At 46.1% G+C, this 18,104-nt stretch carries 15 protein-coding genes, 1 tRNA gene and 1 pseudogene; 16 read left to right on the top strand and 1 reads right to left on the bottom strand.

Features of this window, described 5'->3' with window-relative positions:
• Positions 1–6: 6 nt before the first annotated feature.
• The 10 genes from BMW61_RS17480 to BMW61_RS17525 all read left to right on the top strand — a co-directional run bounded on the left by BMW61_RS17480 (position 7) and on the right by BMW61_RS17525 (position 11,458).
• A complete protein-coding gene (locus tag BMW61_RS17480) occupies positions 7–1,641 on the top strand; it encodes a hypothetical protein (protein ID WP_139176425.1) in 1,635 nt (544 codons plus the stop codon).
• Between the two features lie 80 nt (positions 1,642–1,721).
• Positions 1,722–2,600, top strand: coding sequence for a phosphatase PAP2 family protein (locus BMW61_RS17485; RefSeq protein WP_091824615.1), 879 nt, complete (start codon positions 1,722–1,724; stop codon positions 2,598–2,600).
• Positions 2,601–2,676: 76 nt separating this feature from the next.
• Entirely contained in the window at positions 2,677–2,832 is a 156-nt protein-coding gene (gene rd / locus BMW61_RS17490) for a rubredoxin (protein ID WP_026499155.1), read from the top strand.
• Positions 2,832–3,485 (top strand): flavin reductase, encoded by a 654-nt coding sequence (locus BMW61_RS17495; RefSeq protein WP_091824637.1) that lies wholly within the window; start codon positions 2,832–2,834, stop codon positions 3,483–3,485. Before rd ends, BMW61_RS17495 begins: the two co-directional genes overlap by 1 nt.
• 94 nt (positions 3,486–3,579) lie before the next feature.
• Positions 3,580–4,575 carry a type II toxin-antitoxin system antitoxin SocA domain-containing protein gene (locus BMW61_RS17500; RefSeq protein WP_091824617.1) on the top strand — a complete coding sequence of 332 codons (996 nt, stop codon included), beginning with the start codon at positions 3,580–3,582 and terminating at the stop codon, positions 4,573–4,575.
• Positions 4,563–6,242: a hypothetical protein gene (locus BMW61_RS17505; protein ID WP_091824620.1), complete on the top strand. Its 1,680-nt coding sequence runs from the start codon at positions 4,563–4,565 to the stop codon at positions 6,240–6,242. The genes BMW61_RS17500 and BMW61_RS17505 overlap by 13 nt, the downstream gene beginning before the upstream one ends.
• 1 nt (position 6,243) lies before the next feature.
• The gene (locus tag BMW61_RS17510) at positions 6,244–7,476 is read left to right on the top strand and encodes a glycosyltransferase family 4 protein (RefSeq protein ID WP_049946260.1); all 1,233 of its coding nucleotides are present in this window, start codon (positions 6,244–6,246) and stop codon (positions 7,474–7,476) included.
• Between the two features lie 94 nt (positions 7,477–7,570).
• Positions 7,571–7,969 carry a HipA domain-containing protein gene (locus tag BMW61_RS17515; protein WP_278296704.1) on the top strand — a complete coding sequence of 133 codons (399 nt, stop codon included), beginning with the start codon at positions 7,571–7,573 and terminating at the stop codon, positions 7,967–7,969.
• Positions 7,970–8,208: 239 nt separating this feature from the next.
• The gene (gene glmS / locus BMW61_RS17520; RefSeq protein WP_091824625.1) at positions 8,209–10,077 is read left to right on the top strand and encodes a glutamine--fructose-6-phosphate transaminase (isomerizing); all 1,869 of its coding nucleotides are present in this window, start codon (positions 8,209–8,211) and stop codon (positions 10,075–10,077) included.
• Positions 10,078–10,141: 64 nt separating this feature from the next.
• Positions 10,142–11,458, top strand: a complete 1,317-nt coding sequence (locus tag BMW61_RS17525) for a sugar phosphate nucleotidyltransferase (protein WP_091824628.1) — start codon at positions 10,142–10,144, stop codon at positions 11,456–11,458.
• Positions 11,459–11,505: 47 nt separating this feature from the next.
• Here the strand turns inward: BMW61_RS17525 and BMW61_RS17530 are convergent.
• Positions 11,506–11,591 (bottom strand) — tRNA-Ser (locus BMW61_RS17530).
• Between the two features lie 234 nt (positions 11,592–11,825).
• Here BMW61_RS17530 and dnaX point away from each other — a divergent pair.
• From dnaX to BMW61_RS17560, 6 genes and pseudogenes are all read left to right on the top strand, one after another.
• Positions 11,826–13,481 (top strand): annotated as a pseudogene (gene dnaX, locus BMW61_RS17535) (DNA polymerase III subunit gamma/tau); the annotation flags it as partial.
• 298 nt (positions 13,482–13,779) lie between these two features.
• On the top strand, positions 13,780–14,130 hold the full coding sequence (locus tag BMW61_RS17540) for a YbaB/EbfC family nucleoid-associated protein (protein WP_022761037.1): 351 nt from the start codon (positions 13,780–13,782) through the stop codon (positions 14,128–14,130).
• Positions 14,131–14,162: 32 nt separating this feature from the next.
• Positions 14,163–14,762, top strand: coding sequence for a recombination mediator RecR (gene recR / locus BMW61_RS17545; RefSeq protein WP_022761038.1), 600 nt, complete (start codon positions 14,163–14,165; stop codon positions 14,760–14,762).
• A 92-nt stretch (positions 14,763–14,854) separates the two neighbouring features.
• On the top strand, positions 14,855–15,895 hold the full coding sequence (locus BMW61_RS17550; RefSeq protein WP_022761039.1) for an aldose epimerase family protein: 1,041 nt from the start codon (positions 14,855–14,857) through the stop codon (positions 15,893–15,895).
• Positions 15,896–15,915: 20 nt separating this feature from the next.
• A complete protein-coding gene (locus BMW61_RS17555; protein WP_091824634.1) occupies positions 15,916–17,229 on the top strand; it encodes a DUF5711 family protein in 1,314 nt (437 codons plus the stop codon).
• Between the two features lie 125 nt (positions 17,230–17,354).
• Positions 17,355–17,807, top strand: a complete 453-nt coding sequence (locus BMW61_RS17560) for a CvpA family protein (RefSeq protein WP_022761041.1) — start codon at positions 17,355–17,357, stop codon at positions 17,805–17,807.
• Positions 17,808–18,104: the final 297 nt, after the last annotated feature.

Consider the following 18,104-nt stretch of genomic DNA (forward strand, 5'->3'; position numbering starts at 1 on the left):
AGCATTTTGTGCTTTCTAAGAATGAATAATAGGATCAGAGCCTTTGTACTTGCTTTGAATTTGAGCATATCATTTTGTGGTGTTTATGGCTGCAGTAGCAGACAAGCAGAAACCGGAGCGGCTGACAATAATGGCATAAATACTGAAGCTGCTACTGATGACAATACAGGTGAAGCTTCAGATAGTGAGAATGGTGAGGATGCCACAAGTGCTGAAGAAGCTGACAACACAGAACAAATAGCTGTGATAGGTTACCATGGCTATCCTACTTTGGAGGAGGATGGGCTTAATTCTCTTCTTGCAGCTAAGGATCTCGGAGATGATTATGTTTGGATTGGTGTGCAGGATGGGAAGCTGGAGTCCTTGCAGGATTCTATAAAGCTTGTTAAGGGTGAGCTTGAAGGCTATGAGAGTATTAGATCTACTGCAAGACCAGAGCTTAAGGTATGTATTGAGTTTGAGGATACAGAGACTGATGAAGAGTTACTTACAAAGGTTATTAATCTGGTCAGTGAAGAAGGGATGTCAGATAGAGTTATCTATGCATCAGCGCAGTATGATTCTCTTCAGTCTATAAAGGATATGAATTCCAATAGTCAGATTCTCTATATTGTGAGCACATGGACAAAGGATGTGATATCTGAATGTCCGGCAGATTATTATGGAATTTCTTCAGACTTTGTAAGTCAGGACATATTAGATCAAATACATAATTCCGGAAGTAAGGTATTTGCACTTGAAGCTGACACTCTTGCATCTATAAGAGATGCTATAGCAATCGGTGTTGATGGAGTTGTTACCGGTGATTCCGGTATAGCCATTGTTGCAGTTAATACCAGATTTGATGAATTCCTTTCTAATCTTGAGAGTACTGTGACTTTGCCGTGGCTTTACAGCGATGATGAAACAGATGATGATTTTGTGGTGCAGGGCTTTACTGATACGGGGGATGTGCTGGTGGTTTCTGCCTATGATAAGAAAGGCGAGAAGACAAGTATTGTGTATCTGTTTACGAGAGAGGGAGAGCTCTTGCACAGGGTAGATATGCAAACTATGGCGCATGCGGGTGGTCTCGCCTTTGATGAGAGAAATGACCTTTTATGGATTACTGGTGAAAATGGGCATGTTCTTGCTGCTCCTTGGAAAGAGGTTTTGGATGGATCTTTTGCTGGAGATTATGTGACCGATTTTGATGGTGAACTTGTAAATCACGGCGGGAGCCACGTTGCTTCCTTTATAGGAATGTACGATGGCGACTTGTATGTGGGTTCGTATTGTATCGGGCAGAGCGGGAAACTCAGAAAGTATGATGTGAGCGATTCTTCTAATCCAGTTATGGTAAAAGAGGTTGATATACCTGATTGCATTCAGGGTGTGACTTTCTATAGAGATGATGAGGATAAAGAATTCATGATTCTCTCTCAGAGTCATGAGGTTGATGATGCTCATTTGCTAACTTTTGAATATGGTGAGGACATAGATAGTTATGATGAGCCTTTAAGGAGCGAGCTTATGCCTGAGGGTTCGGAGAATTTGCAGATGACGGACGAGGGATTGTATATCCTTTTTGAGTCGGGAAGTAAGCCCTATAGGGAGACTGCTCGTGTCCCTAATGATAAGCTATATCTGATGAAGAGATGAGAGACTTGAGAATTGCTGCCTGATTATGAAGGCAGATGATAAGTACTATACAAAAATAAGATTGATTGAGGGATTACCTGGTGGATATAGATTACCTTCTTTTTTTACAAAATATACGAGAGAGCATGGGCGGAGCTCTTGACGGTTTCATGCTTTTTATGACAATGCTTGCTGAGTCGAAGGCTACGTTCTTATTTCTGGGACTAATCTATTGGTGTGTGGATAAGGAAGCAGGCAGGTTCATGGGGATGAATGTTGCTTTTTCCAGTACCTTTTCTCAGATGCTAAAGTCAGTTTTTCATGTGGACAGGCCCTGGATCCGAAGTGAGTTGATTCACCCGGTTGAGGAGGCGATTCCTGCAGCGAGTGGGTACTCTTTCCCGAGCGGTCACACGACTAGAGCATCGGCGACCTGGGGAGCATTTGGATTCCGGGAGTTTAAGAAGAAAAGGAAGGCCATTGGCGTGGCGGCGATGGTAATGATTTTAATCATCGGCTTTTCCCGCAATTACTTGGGCGTTCATACTCCGCAGGATGTGGTGGTTGCTCTGCTGTACTGCGTGGCTGTGTGGTTTTTATCGGATCGGCTCCTTCGTCTTATTGATGAGTCGGCGTATGGGGATATTCTGATTCTGATAGTGTTTAGTGTTGTTAGCATTTTGTGGATGATATTTGTGGATTCGGTTTCCAATGCGGGAGCGGGGATGGCGTTTTTCGTATCACTCGTGTTGGACAGACGGCTGATTCATCATGAAGTTTCTGAGAATATGGTAGTTAAGGCTATTTTGTTCGTTGTCGGCGGTGCCGGATTTTTGATGGTGATTGAGTATGCGTCGGTGCTTCTTGCCCCAATTTGTGGGACGCTGACCTGGACGGTGGCTTCGTTTGTTTATATGTTTTACATAATGAGCGTAGTTCCGCTTATGGGGAAGGTTTTAAAATTATTTATAAATAGATAATAATTGTCATTCCTTGCTCGTGATATAATAGATTTGTTAACTTTATTACATCTTTTTCAGGAAAGGAGACATTTCTATGAAGTACGTATGTGGGACATGTGGTTATGTTTATGACGAGGCAGCAGGCGATCCGGATAATGGTGTAGCACCCGGTACAAAGTGGGATGATCTCCCGGCTGATTGGGTATGCCCTCTTTGCGGCGTTGGAAAGGAAGAGTTTAAGGTAGAATGATGAATACGAAGGCGATGTTTAAACTATCCTATGGCCTTTTTGTTTGTACGGCTGTGCGAGGGGATAAGAAGAACGGATGCATCATCAATACCGCTATTCAGGTTGCATCAGAACCCAATCGTATTTCCATTGCTGTAAATAAGGCCAATTTTACTCACGACATGATTAAGGAGACCGGTCTGTGTAACATTTCGGTTATCAGTAACGACGGAACTTTCGATATTTTCAAGCATTTCGGATTCCAGTCGGGCCGTGATGTCGACAAGTTCGCAGGTGATGCAACGGCGCAGACGATTGCTGATGGGAAGATATCCTACAAACTTGCGGAGAATGGTGTTCCGTACATCACAACAGGAACTAATGCATTTTTCTCATTGAAGGTAGAGCAGACGGTGGATCTCGGTTCGCATACTCTTTTCATCTGTGAGCCCACTGAGATGGAGGTTCTCTCAGATACGTCGTCCTGCACCTACGAGTATTATCAGAACAATATCAAGCCTAAGCCCGAGGCTGTCGGCACAACTCCCAAGGGTGAGACAGTATGGCGCTGCCTTATCTGCGGCTACGAGTGGGTAGGTGAGGAGCTCCCGGACGATTTCATCTGTCCGATATGCAAGCACCCGAAGGCTGACTTTGAGAAGATTGTTAGGTGATAAAAAATAAAAGCATAAATAAAAAGTACACATATTGACATATGTGTACTTTTTATTTATGCTTAATTCATGCAACCGAAGAGGGGTATAATAGATGGATAATTGTCTAGACAAAGTACTTTGTACAGAGTGCAGAAGCGTTCAATCTTATGAAGTTCATACAGAGCAGTGTATGAGAGCGTGGAACGGGAAACAGTATACATTTAATAAACGTATAGCAGTATGTTCAAATTGCGGTCATCAGGTTACTGTTCCGGGATTGAATGACTTGAATGAGAGTGAGTTCGAAATAAAGTGCAGAGAAGAGAACGACTACATACAGGTATATGAGATCCAGGATATATTGATTAAGTATGACGTTGAGAAGCGGCCGTTATCAAGAGTTCTCGGACTTGGTGAGCATACAATTGAAAATTATTTAAAAGGGCAACTTCCAAGTAAGCGATACTCAGATATGCTTCGCAGAGTTTTAGAGAGCTATAAGTACTTGCAACAGTATTACAGCGCTAACAGAGATAAGTTGAATAAGCTTGCTTCAGAGAAAATAGATAATAAACTGAAATATTATGAGAGTATTAATTCATGTGATTCAGCTATAGAGTATGTTGCATTATACATCCTTAATTCTAAGTATGAGATTACGAATATGTCATTACAAAAACTTCTCTATTATGTTGAGGCATTTGCAGAAGTTTTGCTAAAAAAACGCATTTTTGTAAATCGCTGTGAAGCATGGATGTATGGCCCGGTATATCCTGAAATATACGAGAAATATAAAACGTTTGGCAGTTCTCAAATACAAGTAGATAAAACAGATTTATCTGATCGATTATCTTCTGGTGTCTGCAAGGTAATTGATTTTGTACTTAGCCAATTTGCTATATATAATGGTGTGACTTTAAAGGATTTGAGCCATTCCGAGGAACCGTGGAAAAATGCTCATAAAGGGTATGGAGAGAAAGAACATTGTAGGGAGATTATTACTCATGATGCAATTTCTGAATACTTTAATAAGATGAATGAAAAGTTTGATTTAAGCACGGAGTCAGGAGTAAAGAATTATATAGACGCACTACTATGGCAGAAATGAGAAGGGGAATAAAAAGGGATAACATGTTGTATGAAAAGAAAAAGAATAATGCTACTTTTAAGTTGATAGTTGCCTTTTTCTTTCTGGTGGCTTTTGAACTATGGACCTTCAGGAATATCATTTTCAGCGGTATGCTGCTTGGCAATAACGAAGATGGGATGCTCGCAATTCTTATGACTGAGCACTGGTATAAGGTGCTGTGCGGTTTTGAGAAATGGAATAACTGGATTTCGATGTATCCTGTCAGGAACACGGTTGCGCTAAATGATATGTATATCCTTCATGCCATTTTCTATTGTCCGCTGAGATTTTTCGGGGTGGATAAATATATGGCTTATCAGGCGGCCGTTATTTTGATTCATGCTTGCGGCTCGGTTTGCATGATGCTCTTTTTGAATAAAGCGCTGAAGTTTGATGCTTATTATTCACTGCTTGGAACGGCGTGTTTTTCATATGGGAGCTATTATGTTATAAAGCTGGTGCACAGTCAGCTGGTCAGTCTGGCGGTAGTTCCGCTGATAATGACGGCGGCATATCTGTTTGTTTACTATGTGATTTATTCAGACAAGAAGCGAAGAATTCTGTGGATGTTCATAGGAATTATGGGTGAAGTGCTTCTGTTTTATTCAAGCCCGTATGTGGCAGAGTTTGTGCTGATTACCCTTTCTATATATCTGGTTGCTTTGATTATTATTTCGGATAAAAAGAGTTTATTTGGCGGCGTACTTAATTATATAAAGCACAGTTGGTATGAGCCTTTACTGGGCGTGGCCTGCGGTATACTGTTGATGATTCCGTTTTGCCTTGTATATTTTCCTTGGAGAGGGGAAAATGTGAGATCCTACAAATATGCCTCCGCATTTTTCATTTCATTCAGGGATTTGTTCAATGTATCAAACGGTAATCTTTTGTATGGAAGGCTTATAAGCGAATTGCCTTTTACATTCGGAGAAAACACCGTGGGGCTCACTCCTGTTATGTGGCTTTTGGCAATATGCAGTATCGTTGTTGCATTTAGAAATAAAGACAAGGTTATTTGTGCGCTGGCGATTACGTTTATTGTGCTGATTTTTGTTCCCATGAGAATTAAGGGACACTGCCTTTGGATCCTGTTTTATTCGTTTTTTCCCGGGGCGTCCGGAATGAGAGTTGTTTGCAGACTTTTCCTTATGATTTTGCCGTTACTGGCTGTTTTGGTATCTTATTCGTGTGTGAAAATATCTGAAAAGCTCGGAGAAAATAAGGGAAGCGACAGCATAAGTTCATTATTTGTAATAATTGCCATTTGTATTGTTTTTGAAAATTCGCTAACTTCGGGGGTTCCATCAGCCTGGAACCATGAAAGTGCAATAGTTTCTGAAGCGGAGTTTGATGTTGCGCCGCCGGAGGACTGCGAGAGCTTTTATCTGGTGGATTCCGCCGGGACACCGGAGCAGGCAGAGTTTCCTGCATATTATCAGGGATTCCTGAATGCCTGGAGGATAGCGGATAAGTACGATGTGCCGTCCATAAACGGCTTTGGAAGCTTCACACCTAAGAAATACAAGAAAATATATAATATCTATGCGGAGAATTATATGGAAGAGGTAGCCGCTTGGATAGAGACTAATAATCTGCAGGGTGTTTACAGTTACGACCTTGCAACTAAGGAATGGAAGAGGAACTGAGTTGGTACGTAAAATACTTAAATTGATTTTTCCTTACATATTTCGCGAGCATATTCGCGGAGTGCTCTTTAAGGTAAATTATCCAAAGATAAAAAGGAAAGAATGCGATTTTAATACCTATCCCGCGGGTATAAATCTGATTGGCTATGCACGCGGGGATTTTGGGCTCGGCGAGAGCTGCCGCCTTGTGGCGGAGGCGATAAAGACTTCCGGGATTCCGTTTTCAATTAAGAATCTTTTTCAGAATAAAAATGCGAGCGAGACGAATATGTCATACGCCCAGTATGAATCGGAGGATCTTAAGTACAATGTGAACCTGATTCATGTTAATCCCAACGAGATCGTGAACTTCTCACTGCATTCGAAGAGGAGCGATTTTGACAACAGGTATCAGATTGCCTTCTGGCTCTGGGAGTTGCCTGAGTTCCCGCAGGAGTGGGTGTATCAGATAGATATGTTCGACGAGATCTGGACGCCGTCTGAGTTTGTGTCGGATGCGGTTCGAAGGGTGACCTCCAAGCCGGTACATACTGTGCCTTATGCCATGCGAGAGCCGGCAACGCTGGATAAATGCGATAGGGATTACTTCGGTATACCGGCGGATAAGTTCTTATACCTAATGTCCTACGATGGACTTAGTAATTCCGACCGAAAGAATCCGGATGCCTCAATTGCAGCTTATAAGGCGGCTTTTCCTACTGAGCTCCCTGATGTTGGGCTTATCATCAAGGCGACACATGCAGGCGAAGCGGAGATGGAGCACCTTCGAGAGCTCATGGCGGGTTATGAAAATGTGTACATTTTAACGGACAGCTTCAGTAAGGAGGAATTCAACAGTCTTATTAAGTGCGCTGATGCTCATATTTCACTTCACCGCTCCGAGGGCTTCGGGCTTGTTATGGCGGAGGCGATGTTCCTCGGAACTCCCACGGTTGCTACCAACTGGTCTGCCAATGCGGAGTTCATGTCCGAGGATGCCTGCTGCATGGTTCCCGTGAAGATAATAGAGATTGAGAAGGAGACACCTCCCTATCACAAGGGCAATCACTGGGCGGATCCCGATGTCCACGCAGCTTCTGAATTTATCAGAAGACTTCATGATGATAAGGATTTCTACAATCACAAGAAGACCGCAGCCATGAAGCATATCCGAGAGCGCATGTCTCCCGAGAGAGCCGCGGGAATTCTGCGAGAGAGATTCGCGGAGCTTACCAGGCAGGAGTTAAATAAATAGTTTTACAGCGAAACAAACTGCACCCGATAGGGTATAAGAACGCACGAAGTGATACAAATTATACCTTATCGGGTATAAAAATGTCGGACTTGATTTGACGGAGCTTTTTTACAGATTGCTATTTTGCTTCGTGATTGGTAATTCCGATATGCACCTTAAGAACTTTTCTCTGATAGAGGAAGACCCAGGTTCAAGGAAGTTTATGTTATCTCCCGCTTATGATCTTCTGCCGGTAAATGTGATACTTCCTGCAGATAAAGAACAGATGGCGCTCACTTTAAATGGTAGAAAGCGAAATATAAGAAAAAAAGACTTTTTAGTCCTTGCACAGAGCTATAGAATAAATGACAAGGCTGCTATAAGGCTTATGGAAAGAGTTGTAAAAAGTAAGGACTTGTTTATTGATATGACAAGAGATTCCTATCTGCCATCCGATTATCAGGATTCTTTAATCAATCTGATTGAGGATAGGTGCGAGGTCTTGAATCAATAGATAAACTGTGTGAAGATGGACAATAAGTATCGCGAAATTATCAAAACTTGCCCTTTTCTATAAATTGAATATAATAAGGGGAGCAATACTAAGCCTTCCCCCTGGGGGCGCACGACGTCCGGGGGACGTCGGCTTTGCGCGGACCGGAGCGGAGCGGAGACAGGTGGCGCGTAGCGCCGGATGAGGGGTATTGCAATAACATGTTGATAAGTCAATTTTTAATTTAAGAGGATAAATATATGTGCGGAATAGTAGGATATGTAGGTAAAAAGCAGGCGGCACCCATTCTTCTTGATGGGCTTTCCAAGCTCGAGTACCGTGGATACGACTCAGCAGGACTCGCTGTTCGCGGCGCTGACGGCAAGGTCAAAGTCGTTAAGGCGAAGGGCCGACTCAAGGTTCTTTCAGAGAAGACCAACGATGGAACCTCTCTTGATGGTAGCATCGGTATCGGTCACACAAGGTGGGCTACACACGGTGAGCCTTCAGAGAACAACGCGCATCCCCATGTTTCGGCGAACAAGTTTGAGCATGGAACCACAGTTGAAGAGGCCAACGTTGTCGGCGTTCATAACGGAATTATCGAGAATTATCAGGAGCTTAAAGAAAAGCTCATGCGCCACGACTATGAGTTTTACTCACAGACAGATACCGAAGTTGCCGTAAAGCTCGTTGATTACTACTACAAAAAGTACAACATCGGACCCATCGATGCGATTGCAAAGACCATGGTTCGTGTCCGCGGTTCATACGCCCTTGCCCTCATGTTCAAGGATTATCCTGATGAGGTATGGGTTGCCCGCAAGGATTCACCCATGGTAATCGGTATTGCAGACGGCGCTACTTATGTTGCATCCGATGTTCCCGCAATTTTGAAATACACCAGAAACGTATACTACATCGGCAACCAGGAGATGGCCCGCCTCGGAAAAGGAGAGGCACATTTCTACAACCTCGACGGCGACGAGATCCAGAAGGAAAAGGTTGAGATCAAGTGGGATGCCGAGGCAGCAGAGAAGGGCGGCTATGAGCACTTCATGATGAAGGAGATCCACGAGCAGCCCAAGGCAGTTGAGGATACTCTCAGCTCCGTTATCAAGGGTAAAAAGATCGACCTCACAGAGTGCGGCATCAGCGATGAAAAGATCAAATCCTTAAGACAGATTTTCGTCGTAGCTTGCGGTTCCGCATGGCATGTAGGTATGGCGTCGCAGTACATATTTGAAGATCTTGCCAAAGTTCCCGTTCGCGTGGAGCTCGCTTCAGAATTCAGATACAGGAAGCCGCTTCTTGATAAAAATGACCTGGTAATCGTTATCTCCCAGTCCGGTGAGACTGCTGATACCCTTGCGGCTCTTCGTGAGGCGAAAAACCAGGGCGTTGCAACCCTCGGAATCGTCAATGTTGTTGGCTCTTCAATTGCAAGAGAGGCAGACCATGTCCTCTACACACTTGCAGGACCCGAGATATCAGTTGCCACAACCAAGGCTTACAGTGCACAGCTCGTTGCCTGCTACGCTCTTGCTGTTCACTTCGGATTTGTGAGAGAGCACATCGATAATAAGGCATACGCTAATTATATTGCAGAGATGAAAACCATCCCCGAGAAGATCCAGAAAGTTCTCGAGGATAAAGAAAGACTCCAGTGGTTCGCGGCTAAATACGCAAACGCTAAGGACGTCTTCTTCGTGGGACGTGGCATCGACTACGCTGTATCCCTTGAAGGAAGCCTTAAGATGAAGGAAATCTCCTACATCCACTCAGAGGCTTACGCTGCCGGCGAACTTAAGCACGGCACCATCAGCCTTATCGAGGACGGAATCCTTGTTATCGGCGTCCTCACCCAGAACGACCTCTACGAGAAGACCATCAGCAACATGGTTGAGTGTAAGGCAAGAGGCGCATACCTCATGGGTCTTACAACCTACGGCCATTACGAGATAGAGGATACTGTTAATTTCGCAGCTTATGTTCCCAAGATTGAGGAGCACTTCGCTGCATCCCTCGCAGTTATCCCGCTCCAGCTTCTTGGCTATTACATCAGCGTTGCCAAGGGCCTTGATGTCGACAAGCCCCGCAACCTCGCCAAAAGTGTAACCGTAGAATAAATTGCCTTCCCCTTGGGGGGAAGGTGGCGCGAAGCGCCGGATGAGGGGATAGAAAGGAATAAGAATGAACGTAATTTTATTATCAGGTGGCTCAGGCCAGCGCCTTTGGCCACTTTCAAACGAAGTCAGATCAAAGCAGTTTATCAAAATTTTCAAGGGTAAGGACGGCGAGTACGAGTCCATGGTTCAGCGTGTTTACCAGCAGATCAGATCAATCGATCCCGACGCTAACGTAACCATCGCAACCAGTAAGACTCAGGTTTCTGCCATCAACAACCAGCTCGGAGAGGACGTTGGCATATCTATCGAGCCCTGCAGACGCGACACTTTCCCTGCAATCGCTCTCGCAAGCGCATACCTCCACGATGTGCAGAAGGTATCTCTTGATGAAGCAGTAGTTGTATGCCCTGTTGATCCTTACGTTGACAAGGAATACTTCCTTGCGCTTGAGAAGCTTTCCAAGCTCGCTGAGACCGGCGATGCAAACCTCACACTTATGGGAATCGATCCCACCTATCCTTCAGAGAAGTACGGTTACATCATCCCCGAGAACAAGGACGATGTATCAAAGGTTGTATCTTTCAAGGAGAAACCCGACGTAGAGACAGCCAAGGATTATATCTCAAAAGGCGCTCTCTGGAACGGCGGAATTTTTGCATACAAGCTCTCATACCTTCTTGAGAAGGCTCATGAGATCATCGACTTCAAGGATTATCAGGATCTCTTTGAAAAGTACGAGACCCTCGAGAAGATCTCCTTCGACTACGCTGTTGTTGAGAAGGAATCCAAGATTAGCGTAATGCGTTTCGGAGGGCTCTGGAAGGACCTCGGAACCTGGAACACCCTCACCGAGGCTATGGAAGAGAACGTTATCGGCGAGGCATATCTCAATGAAAATTGCAAAGACGTACATGTAATCAACGACTTGAACATCCCGATAGTTGTTATGGGACTTCAGAGCGCAATTGTTGCTGCATCACCCGACGGAATCCTTGTATCAGACAAGGAGCAGAGCTCATACATCAAGCCCTACGTCGAGAAGATCGAGCAGCCCATCATGTTCGCTGAGAAGTCCTGGGGAAGCTACCGCGTCCTTGATGTTGAGAAGGACTCCATGACCATCAAGGTTACACTTAACCCTGGTCACTCAATGAATTACCACAGCCACGAGAGACGCGACGAAGTATGGAGCATCGTCCGCGGTGTCGGTAAGACCATCATCGACGGCGAAGAGCAGATCGTTCGCCCCGGAGATGTCGTTAACATGAAGGCCGGCCAGAAACACACCATCAAGAACGACAGCAACGAAGAACTTCAGCTCATCGAAGTCCAGCTCGGCACAGACATTACCGTCGACGACAAAATCAAATACGACCTCTAACAAAAAAGCTTCGAAGCCAACCGGCTTTCGAAGCTTTTCTTTCATAGCGGAGTCGGAGGGATTCGAACCCTCGTGCCCAGAAGGACAAACGCATTTCGAGTGCGCCTCATTACGACCACTTTGATACGACTCCATATTTTTTATGAAATCCCGGCTCGTCGTCAGGACAACATAAAGCGTGCATCAGCGCGCTTTTTTATTATACGAGCCCTCTTTTCCTAAGTCAATAAACTATTGTTGATGCGCCTCTAATTGAGTATAATTAGATGATTAGAGTATGAAAAAGCCGAGCAGATTTTATAGGCTTACTAACAGCCTGGGGCATTAAACATACCCCAAAAAGCTGCCCGGACAAATGGGGATTTTAATGGCATACGTAGCTTTATATAGAAAATTCAGACCGCCTGTCTTCGACGACGTCAAAGGACAGGATCATATAGTGACTACGCTGAAAAATCAGATAAAATCCGACAGGATCGGACACGCGTATCTGTTCTGCGGAACCAGAGGAACCGGTAAAACCTCGGTGGCGAAGATTCTCGCAAGAGCAGTCAACTGCGAAAGTCCGAAGGACGGAAGCCCCTGCGGCGAGTGTCCCACCTGCAAAGCGATTGAGTCCGGTGCAGCGATGGGTAATGTCATCGAGATCGATGCTGCATCCAACAACGGCGTAGACAACATCCGCGAGATCATTGACGAGATCTCATATTCACCCACCGTTGGCAAATACAAAGTATATATCATAGACGAGGTCCACATGCTCTCGACCGGCGCTTTCAACGCACTTTTAAAGAGCCTTGAGGAGCCCCCATCCTATGTGATTTTCATTCTTGCGACCACTGAAGTGCAGAAGATCCCGATCACCATTTTGTCGAGATGCCAGCGCTACGATTTTCACAGAATCACGATCGACACCATAGCGGACAGACTCCGCGAGGTAGTGGACAAGGAAGGCGTACAGGTCGAGGACCGCGCGCTTCGTTATATCGCGAAGGCCGCTGACGGCTCCATGCGTGACTCGCTGAGTCTCCTTGATCAGTGCATCGCCTTCAACTACGGCGAGGAGCTCACCTACGACAGGGTGCTCGGTGTACTTGGCGCAGTGGACACCGCTATTTTCGGAAAACTGTTTTCATATCTCATCGTCCAGGATGTGACGGGAGCTCTGAACCTTCTGTCGGATATCGTAATCCAGGGACGTGAGCTGACACAGTTCGTCAGCGATTTTATCTGGTACCTGCGAAACCTCATGCTGGTCAGCACCTCCGACAACATGGAGGACGCGGTGGACATGTCCACTGACAACCTGAATTCGTTAAAAGAGCTGGCGCAAAGCTCCGACATCGACACCATAATGCGATACATCCGCGTGTTCTCGGAACTCTCGCAGAACTTGCGATTTGCCGCCGCAAAACGTATTCTAATAGAGGTGGCACTGATACGCCTCTGTAAACCGCAGATGGACGAGGACACCGACGCGCTCCTCGACAGAATCAGAATTCTCGAGCAAAAGAGCGAGCAGCTTGACGGCGTTCTCGGAGGAATCCAGAGCGGACAGATAGCAGTTAATGTAGCAGGTGGCGACGGAGGTAACGGCCCGGGTTTTAACGGAGCCGGTGGTGCGGGAGCAGGCGGCGCCAGCGCAGGAAGTACAGCCACTTCCAAGGACAGAGCCAAGATGCTCGAAGCCGCAGTTGCAGAGGATGTGAAGAAAGTTGTCAACAACTGGAATCGCATACTTAACCGGATGGGAATGCCCATGAGAGCCTTCATGACCAAGGCACTTCTTAGCCAGGGCGAGGATGGCAAGCTTTTCATAGTCCTCGACACCAAGGAAAAAGCGGCCAAGTACAACGACGGCGAAGGACGCGAGGAACTATCCGCAATCCTTGACGAGTCCATCGGCAAACATGTGGACTTTGAAGTTCGCTTCACGACACGCGACAAACCCGTAAACGAGCAATACGTCAGCCTGAACGACATCCACTTCGACATCGAAATTGAGGACGAAGTCAACATGCCCGTTGTTCCGGAGAGGGAAACAACCTCTGAACAGACTGATGCTAACGAGACAGCTTCTTCATTCAGCAATTCAGATGTTGCCGAGACAGCTTCTTCAGCAGACAATTCTGATGAATCCGGCGGCGATATTATTTCCGGCCTCAGCGAAGACGAGTATTACGCCGCAGCTGCTACGGAGAGCGTAGCATATGATATGCATCAGCAGGCCATGGATGATGAGAGCGCTTTCGAAGAGAAGGATACAGAGGACGACTGACAATATCGGCAAACAAAACCCAACACATTAGGAGGAAATACAAATGGCAAAACGTGGAGGATTTCCGGGAGGAATGCCCGGCAACATGAATAATCTTATGAAACAGGCGCAGCGCATGCAGCGCCAGATGGAGGAGAGCCAGAAGGAGCTCGAGACCAAGGAGTTTAAGGCTAGTGCAGGCGGCGGAGCCGTTGAAGCAACAGTTACAGGTAATAAGAAGCTTACAGCAATCACAATTGCGCAGGACGCAGTTGATCCCGATGACGTTGAGATGCTTCAGGACATGATACTTGCAGCAGTTAATGAGGCAATGGAGCAGGCTGAGAAGGCTCAGGGCGACCTTATGGGCAAAATGACCGGCGGCCTCGGAGGTCTCGGAGGACTTCCGTTCTAATACAGGCTACGCCTCGGAGGAATTTCGTTTTAATGGATCTATACAGCGGACATATCAACAGACTGATCGATGAACTGTCATCCCTTCCCGGGATTGGCGGCAAATCGGCTCAGAGACTGGCTTTTTATATCATAGGACTTCCCAAGGACAGAGTTCAGCGCCTTGCGAATTCCCTCACCGATGCGAGGGAGAACGTGCACTACTGCAGCAAATGCTGCACCCTGACCGACGGAGAGATCTGCCCCATCTGTGCTAATGAAAAGCGCGACCACAGCACAATCATGGTGGTCGAGAACGCCAGAGACCTTGCGGCTTATGAAAAGACAGGAAAATACGAAGGAGTCTACCATGTTCTTCACGGCGCCATTTCACCCATGCTGGGAATCGGCCCCGGAGACATCAAGCTAAAAGAGCTTGTCCAGAGACTCCAGACAGATGAAGTAAAAGAAGTAATTATCGCAACGAATTCAAGCCTTGAAGGTGAGACCACGGGCATGTACATAAGTAAGCTTATAAAGCCCACCGGCATCAAGGTTACAAGAATCGCCAGCGGCGTTCCCGTCGGCGGCGACCTTGAATATATAGATGAAGTCACACTGCTCAGAGCTCTTGAGGGCAGAACCGAACTCTAAAAATTAAGCAGAGATTAACCCTTGCCTTCCCCTTGGGGGGAAGGTGGCACGAAGTGCCGGATGAGGGGCATAAGGGGAAACGGAGGAAAAACATGAGTGTAAAAAGAGAATTTCTTGGGGAAACAAAAGACGGCGCACCTATTTACGGCTATCATATGACAAACAGCCAGGGAATGGAGGTTTGCCTTTTGAACTACGGCGCTACCATCCGCAACATCTTTGTTAAGGACAAGGACGGCGAGAAAAGAGATGTGGTTCTCGGATTCGATGATCCGGAGAAGTACTTCGATAACTCCTGCTTCCTGGGCGTTGTTGTAGGCCCTGTTGCGAACAGAGTTGGCGGCGCAAGCTACGAAATCGACGGAAAGAAATTCGAAATGCCTGTGAACGATGGACCTAACAACCTTCACAGCGATTTTGACAACGGTTTTCATAAGAGAGTCTGGGAAGCCGAGGAGACAGACGACAGCGTTAAGTTCACATTAAAAGCGGATGACGGAGATCTCGGATTTTCCGGAAACAGATTCTTCTCAGTTACTTATACACTGGGTGAGGACAACTCTCTCACACTTCATTACCATGCAACAAGTGATGCTAAGACCATGATCAACGTCACAAACCACTGCTACTTCAACCTTCGCGGACAGGGCTCAGGCAAAATCACGGATCACGTTGCACAGTTCAATTCCAGCAAGACCACAACCGTCGGAGAGGGTCTCATCCCCACAGGCGAGATCGCAGATGTTGAGGGCACACCTTTTGATTTCAGAAAAGAGAAAGTTATAGGTCTTGAGATCGACGCCGACAACGATCAGATAGCTCTTGGCGGCGGCTACGACCACAACTTTATTATCGATGGCGCAGACGGCACCAGAAGAACCTTTGCTACAGTTAAGTGCCCCGACAGCGGTATCACAATGCAGTGCTCAACAACACTCCCTGCATTCCAGTTCTATGCAGGCAACTTCCTTGAAGCCAAGGGAGGAAAAGACGGCGCCGATTACGGCAAAAGAGATGGCTTCTGCTTAGAGACTCAGATTCATCCCGACGCAATCCATCACAGCAACTTCCCGGATGCGGTTTTCGGACCTGAGCGCGAGTATGACTCCATCACAGTCTATCGCTTTATCTAAATACCAGAAAAGAGTAACAAATGGCAGAAGTCAAGGATTTCACCAAATACATAAAGAAACTTCAGCGTAGAAATGGCAAGGGAAAGGATGAGGACGACAATCCCTTTGCCGCGCTAAACGATGATTACGCCTGGGATTCGGATGACGACGCACTGGATTCCGACGACAACGACTACGAAAGCGTCGGACCATCCTATCAGGAAAAAATCCGAAACCACAGAATCGCGGTTTTCATAAGAACCGTAGTTATCATAGCTATAGCGGCTCTCCTGGTGGGAGCATTGTATGTAAGCTGGAGAGATAAGCATTTCACGGAAGCAAACATCATATCTTCGGTAAAACTGACTGATGCATCCGGAGCCAAGGCGTTAAACCTTGGTGGAAACATTCTCACCTACAGTAAGGACGGCATGAGCTGTCTTGACGGAGAGGGGCAGCAGCTCTGGAATCAGACTTATCAGATGCAGAACCCGACCGTTCACACCTGCAAAAACGTAGTGGCAGTCGGCGATTACAACGGTCACAACATCTACGTTGCAAACACCTCAGGAACACTTGGAGAGATCGACACCAACCTTCCCATCAGGGATTTCTGCGTTGCTTCCCAGGGAGTTGTGGCAGCAGTACTCGATGATAAAACCGTCACATGGATTTATCTCTTCGATGCCAGCGGCAACACCCTTGCAAGCTTTAAGACAACCATGCAGGACAGCGGCTACCCCACGGACATTTCGATTTCACCTAGCGGCGAGCTCGTCTGCGTATCTTATCTGAAAGCTGATAGCGGCAAAATCAAGACCAGCGTTGCGTTCTTCAATTTCGGAGAAGTCGGACAAAACCTTTCCGGCAACTACGCCAGCGGATACGAATACCCGGATGTGGTCGTTCCCTACGTACAGTTCATGAACAACTCCAAGATATTTGCTGTAGCTGATGACAGAATCATGTTCTTCTCAGGAAAAGAGATACCGACAAGTCAGACCGAGAGTCTGACAGGTGATGAAGAAATAAGATCGGTATTCTACAGCGAGTCACATGTCGGAATAGTCTTCATGAACAACACAGACCAGGGCGCATACAGACTCCAGATCTACGGCGAGACCGGAGCTCTCGAGACCACCATATATTTCGACACCGAATATGTAGACGTACTCTTCGAGAACGACCAGATCGTCGTATACGGGGAAAATGAGTACATACTATATGATATGAAGGGAACCGAGAAGTTCAGAGGCAACTTCGACCGCGCAGTCAAAGTCATGATCCCTACAACTGTCAGAAGCAAGTTCCTCCTTGTAACCGAGAAGGCCATCGAAACCCTGGAACTAAAATAATAGCCAAACTTATAGCCTTCCCCCTGGGGGCGCACGACGTCCGGGGGACGTCGGCTTTGCGCGGACCGGAGCGGAGCGGAGACAGGTGCCCCGAAGGGGCGGATGAGGGGCTTTGAAAGGACAACATGAACATCTTAGAATTTATCTCAATGCCGCAGGTGATTGTATCACTTGCGGTTTTAATAATACTAATGTGGCGTATAGCCTACGGCTACAAGTACGGCTTCGTCGCAGAACTGATTGAAATAGCCGGCCTCGCCACGGGATTTGTGATATTTTCACTCTCTGCGGGTGCGATCGGCAAACTAATCCATGGGGAAAATCTTCATATACTAAAAACAATAATTCAGCTTGCAATTGTAATTACTATATATAGGGTCATCCAGGGAATAGCAAATGGCACAAAAGGAACCAAGAAAATCCCGATACTTACCAATACTAATAAGGTTATGGGAGCTGCCTTCGGAGCCGTGGAAACATATATGTGGGTAATGCTCATTCAACATATAGTAGGCTATAAAATCGACGATGCAATTTCTTTTACAATTTCAAAATTAATTAGTTGCATTCCTGTTTGAGTGATGCTATAATCAACTTCGCTCACTTCGAGAGAGCAAAAATATAAGAGCTGATAACTACTTATAAAAATTCTTGAAAAAAATTAAAAAAGTTCTTGACAGAGACAGCCACTCATGATAAAGTAAACGAGTTGCGGCTGACAAGCCAAGACAAAGCACTTTGACAATAAAATAGTAATGCAACCCTGAAAATTCCAAAAAGAATATTCAGAGAACAAAACAACCTAACTTAGGTAAAAACGGACAGAACAAAGCCAAGCAATGTTCTGGCCAGAGAGAACTTGATTGCTGAGACCC

The organism is Butyrivibrio sp. ob235, from assembly GCF_900109475.1.
Lineage (GTDB): Bacteria > Bacillota > Clostridia > Lachnospirales > Lachnospiraceae > Butyrivibrio.

Excerpts from the sequence above, each read along its gene's own strand:
- rd (WP_026499155.1), top strand. The coding sequence starts at position 2,677 with ATGAAGTACGTATGTGGGACATGTGGTTATGTTTATGACGAGGCAGCA.
- BMW61_RS17495 (WP_091824637.1), top strand. The coding sequence starts at position 2,832 with ATGAATACGAAGGCGATGTTTAAACTATCCTATGGCCTTTTTGTTTGT.
- BMW61_RS17500 (WP_091824617.1), top strand. The coding sequence starts at position 3,580 with ATGGATAATTGTCTAGACAAAGTACTTTGTACAGAGTGCAGAAGCGTT.
- BMW61_RS17505 (WP_091824620.1), top strand. The coding sequence starts at position 4,563 with ATGGCAGAAATGAGAAGGGGAATAAAAAGGGATAACATGTTGTATGAA.
- glmS (WP_091824625.1), top strand. The coding sequence starts at position 8,209 with ATGTGCGGAATAGTAGGATATGTAGGTAAAAAGCAGGCGGCACCCATT.
- BMW61_RS17525 (WP_091824628.1), top strand. The coding sequence starts at position 10,142 with ATGAACGTAATTTTATTATCAGGTGGCTCAGGCCAGCGCCTTTGGCCA.
- BMW61_RS17540 (WP_022761037.1), top strand. The coding sequence starts at position 13,780 with ATGGCAAAACGTGGAGGATTTCCGGGAGGAATGCCCGGCAACATGAAT.
- recR (WP_022761038.1), top strand. The coding sequence starts at position 14,163 with ATGGATCTATACAGCGGACATATCAACAGACTGATCGATGAACTGTCA.
- BMW61_RS17550 (WP_022761039.1), top strand. The coding sequence starts at position 14,855 with ATGAGTGTAAAAAGAGAATTTCTTGGGGAAACAAAAGACGGCGCACCT.
- BMW61_RS17555 (WP_091824634.1), top strand. The coding sequence starts at position 15,916 with ATGGCAGAAGTCAAGGATTTCACCAAATACATAAAGAAACTTCAGCGT.
- BMW61_RS17560 (WP_022761041.1), top strand. The coding sequence starts at position 17,355 with ATGAACATCTTAGAATTTATCTCAATGCCGCAGGTGATTGTATCACTT.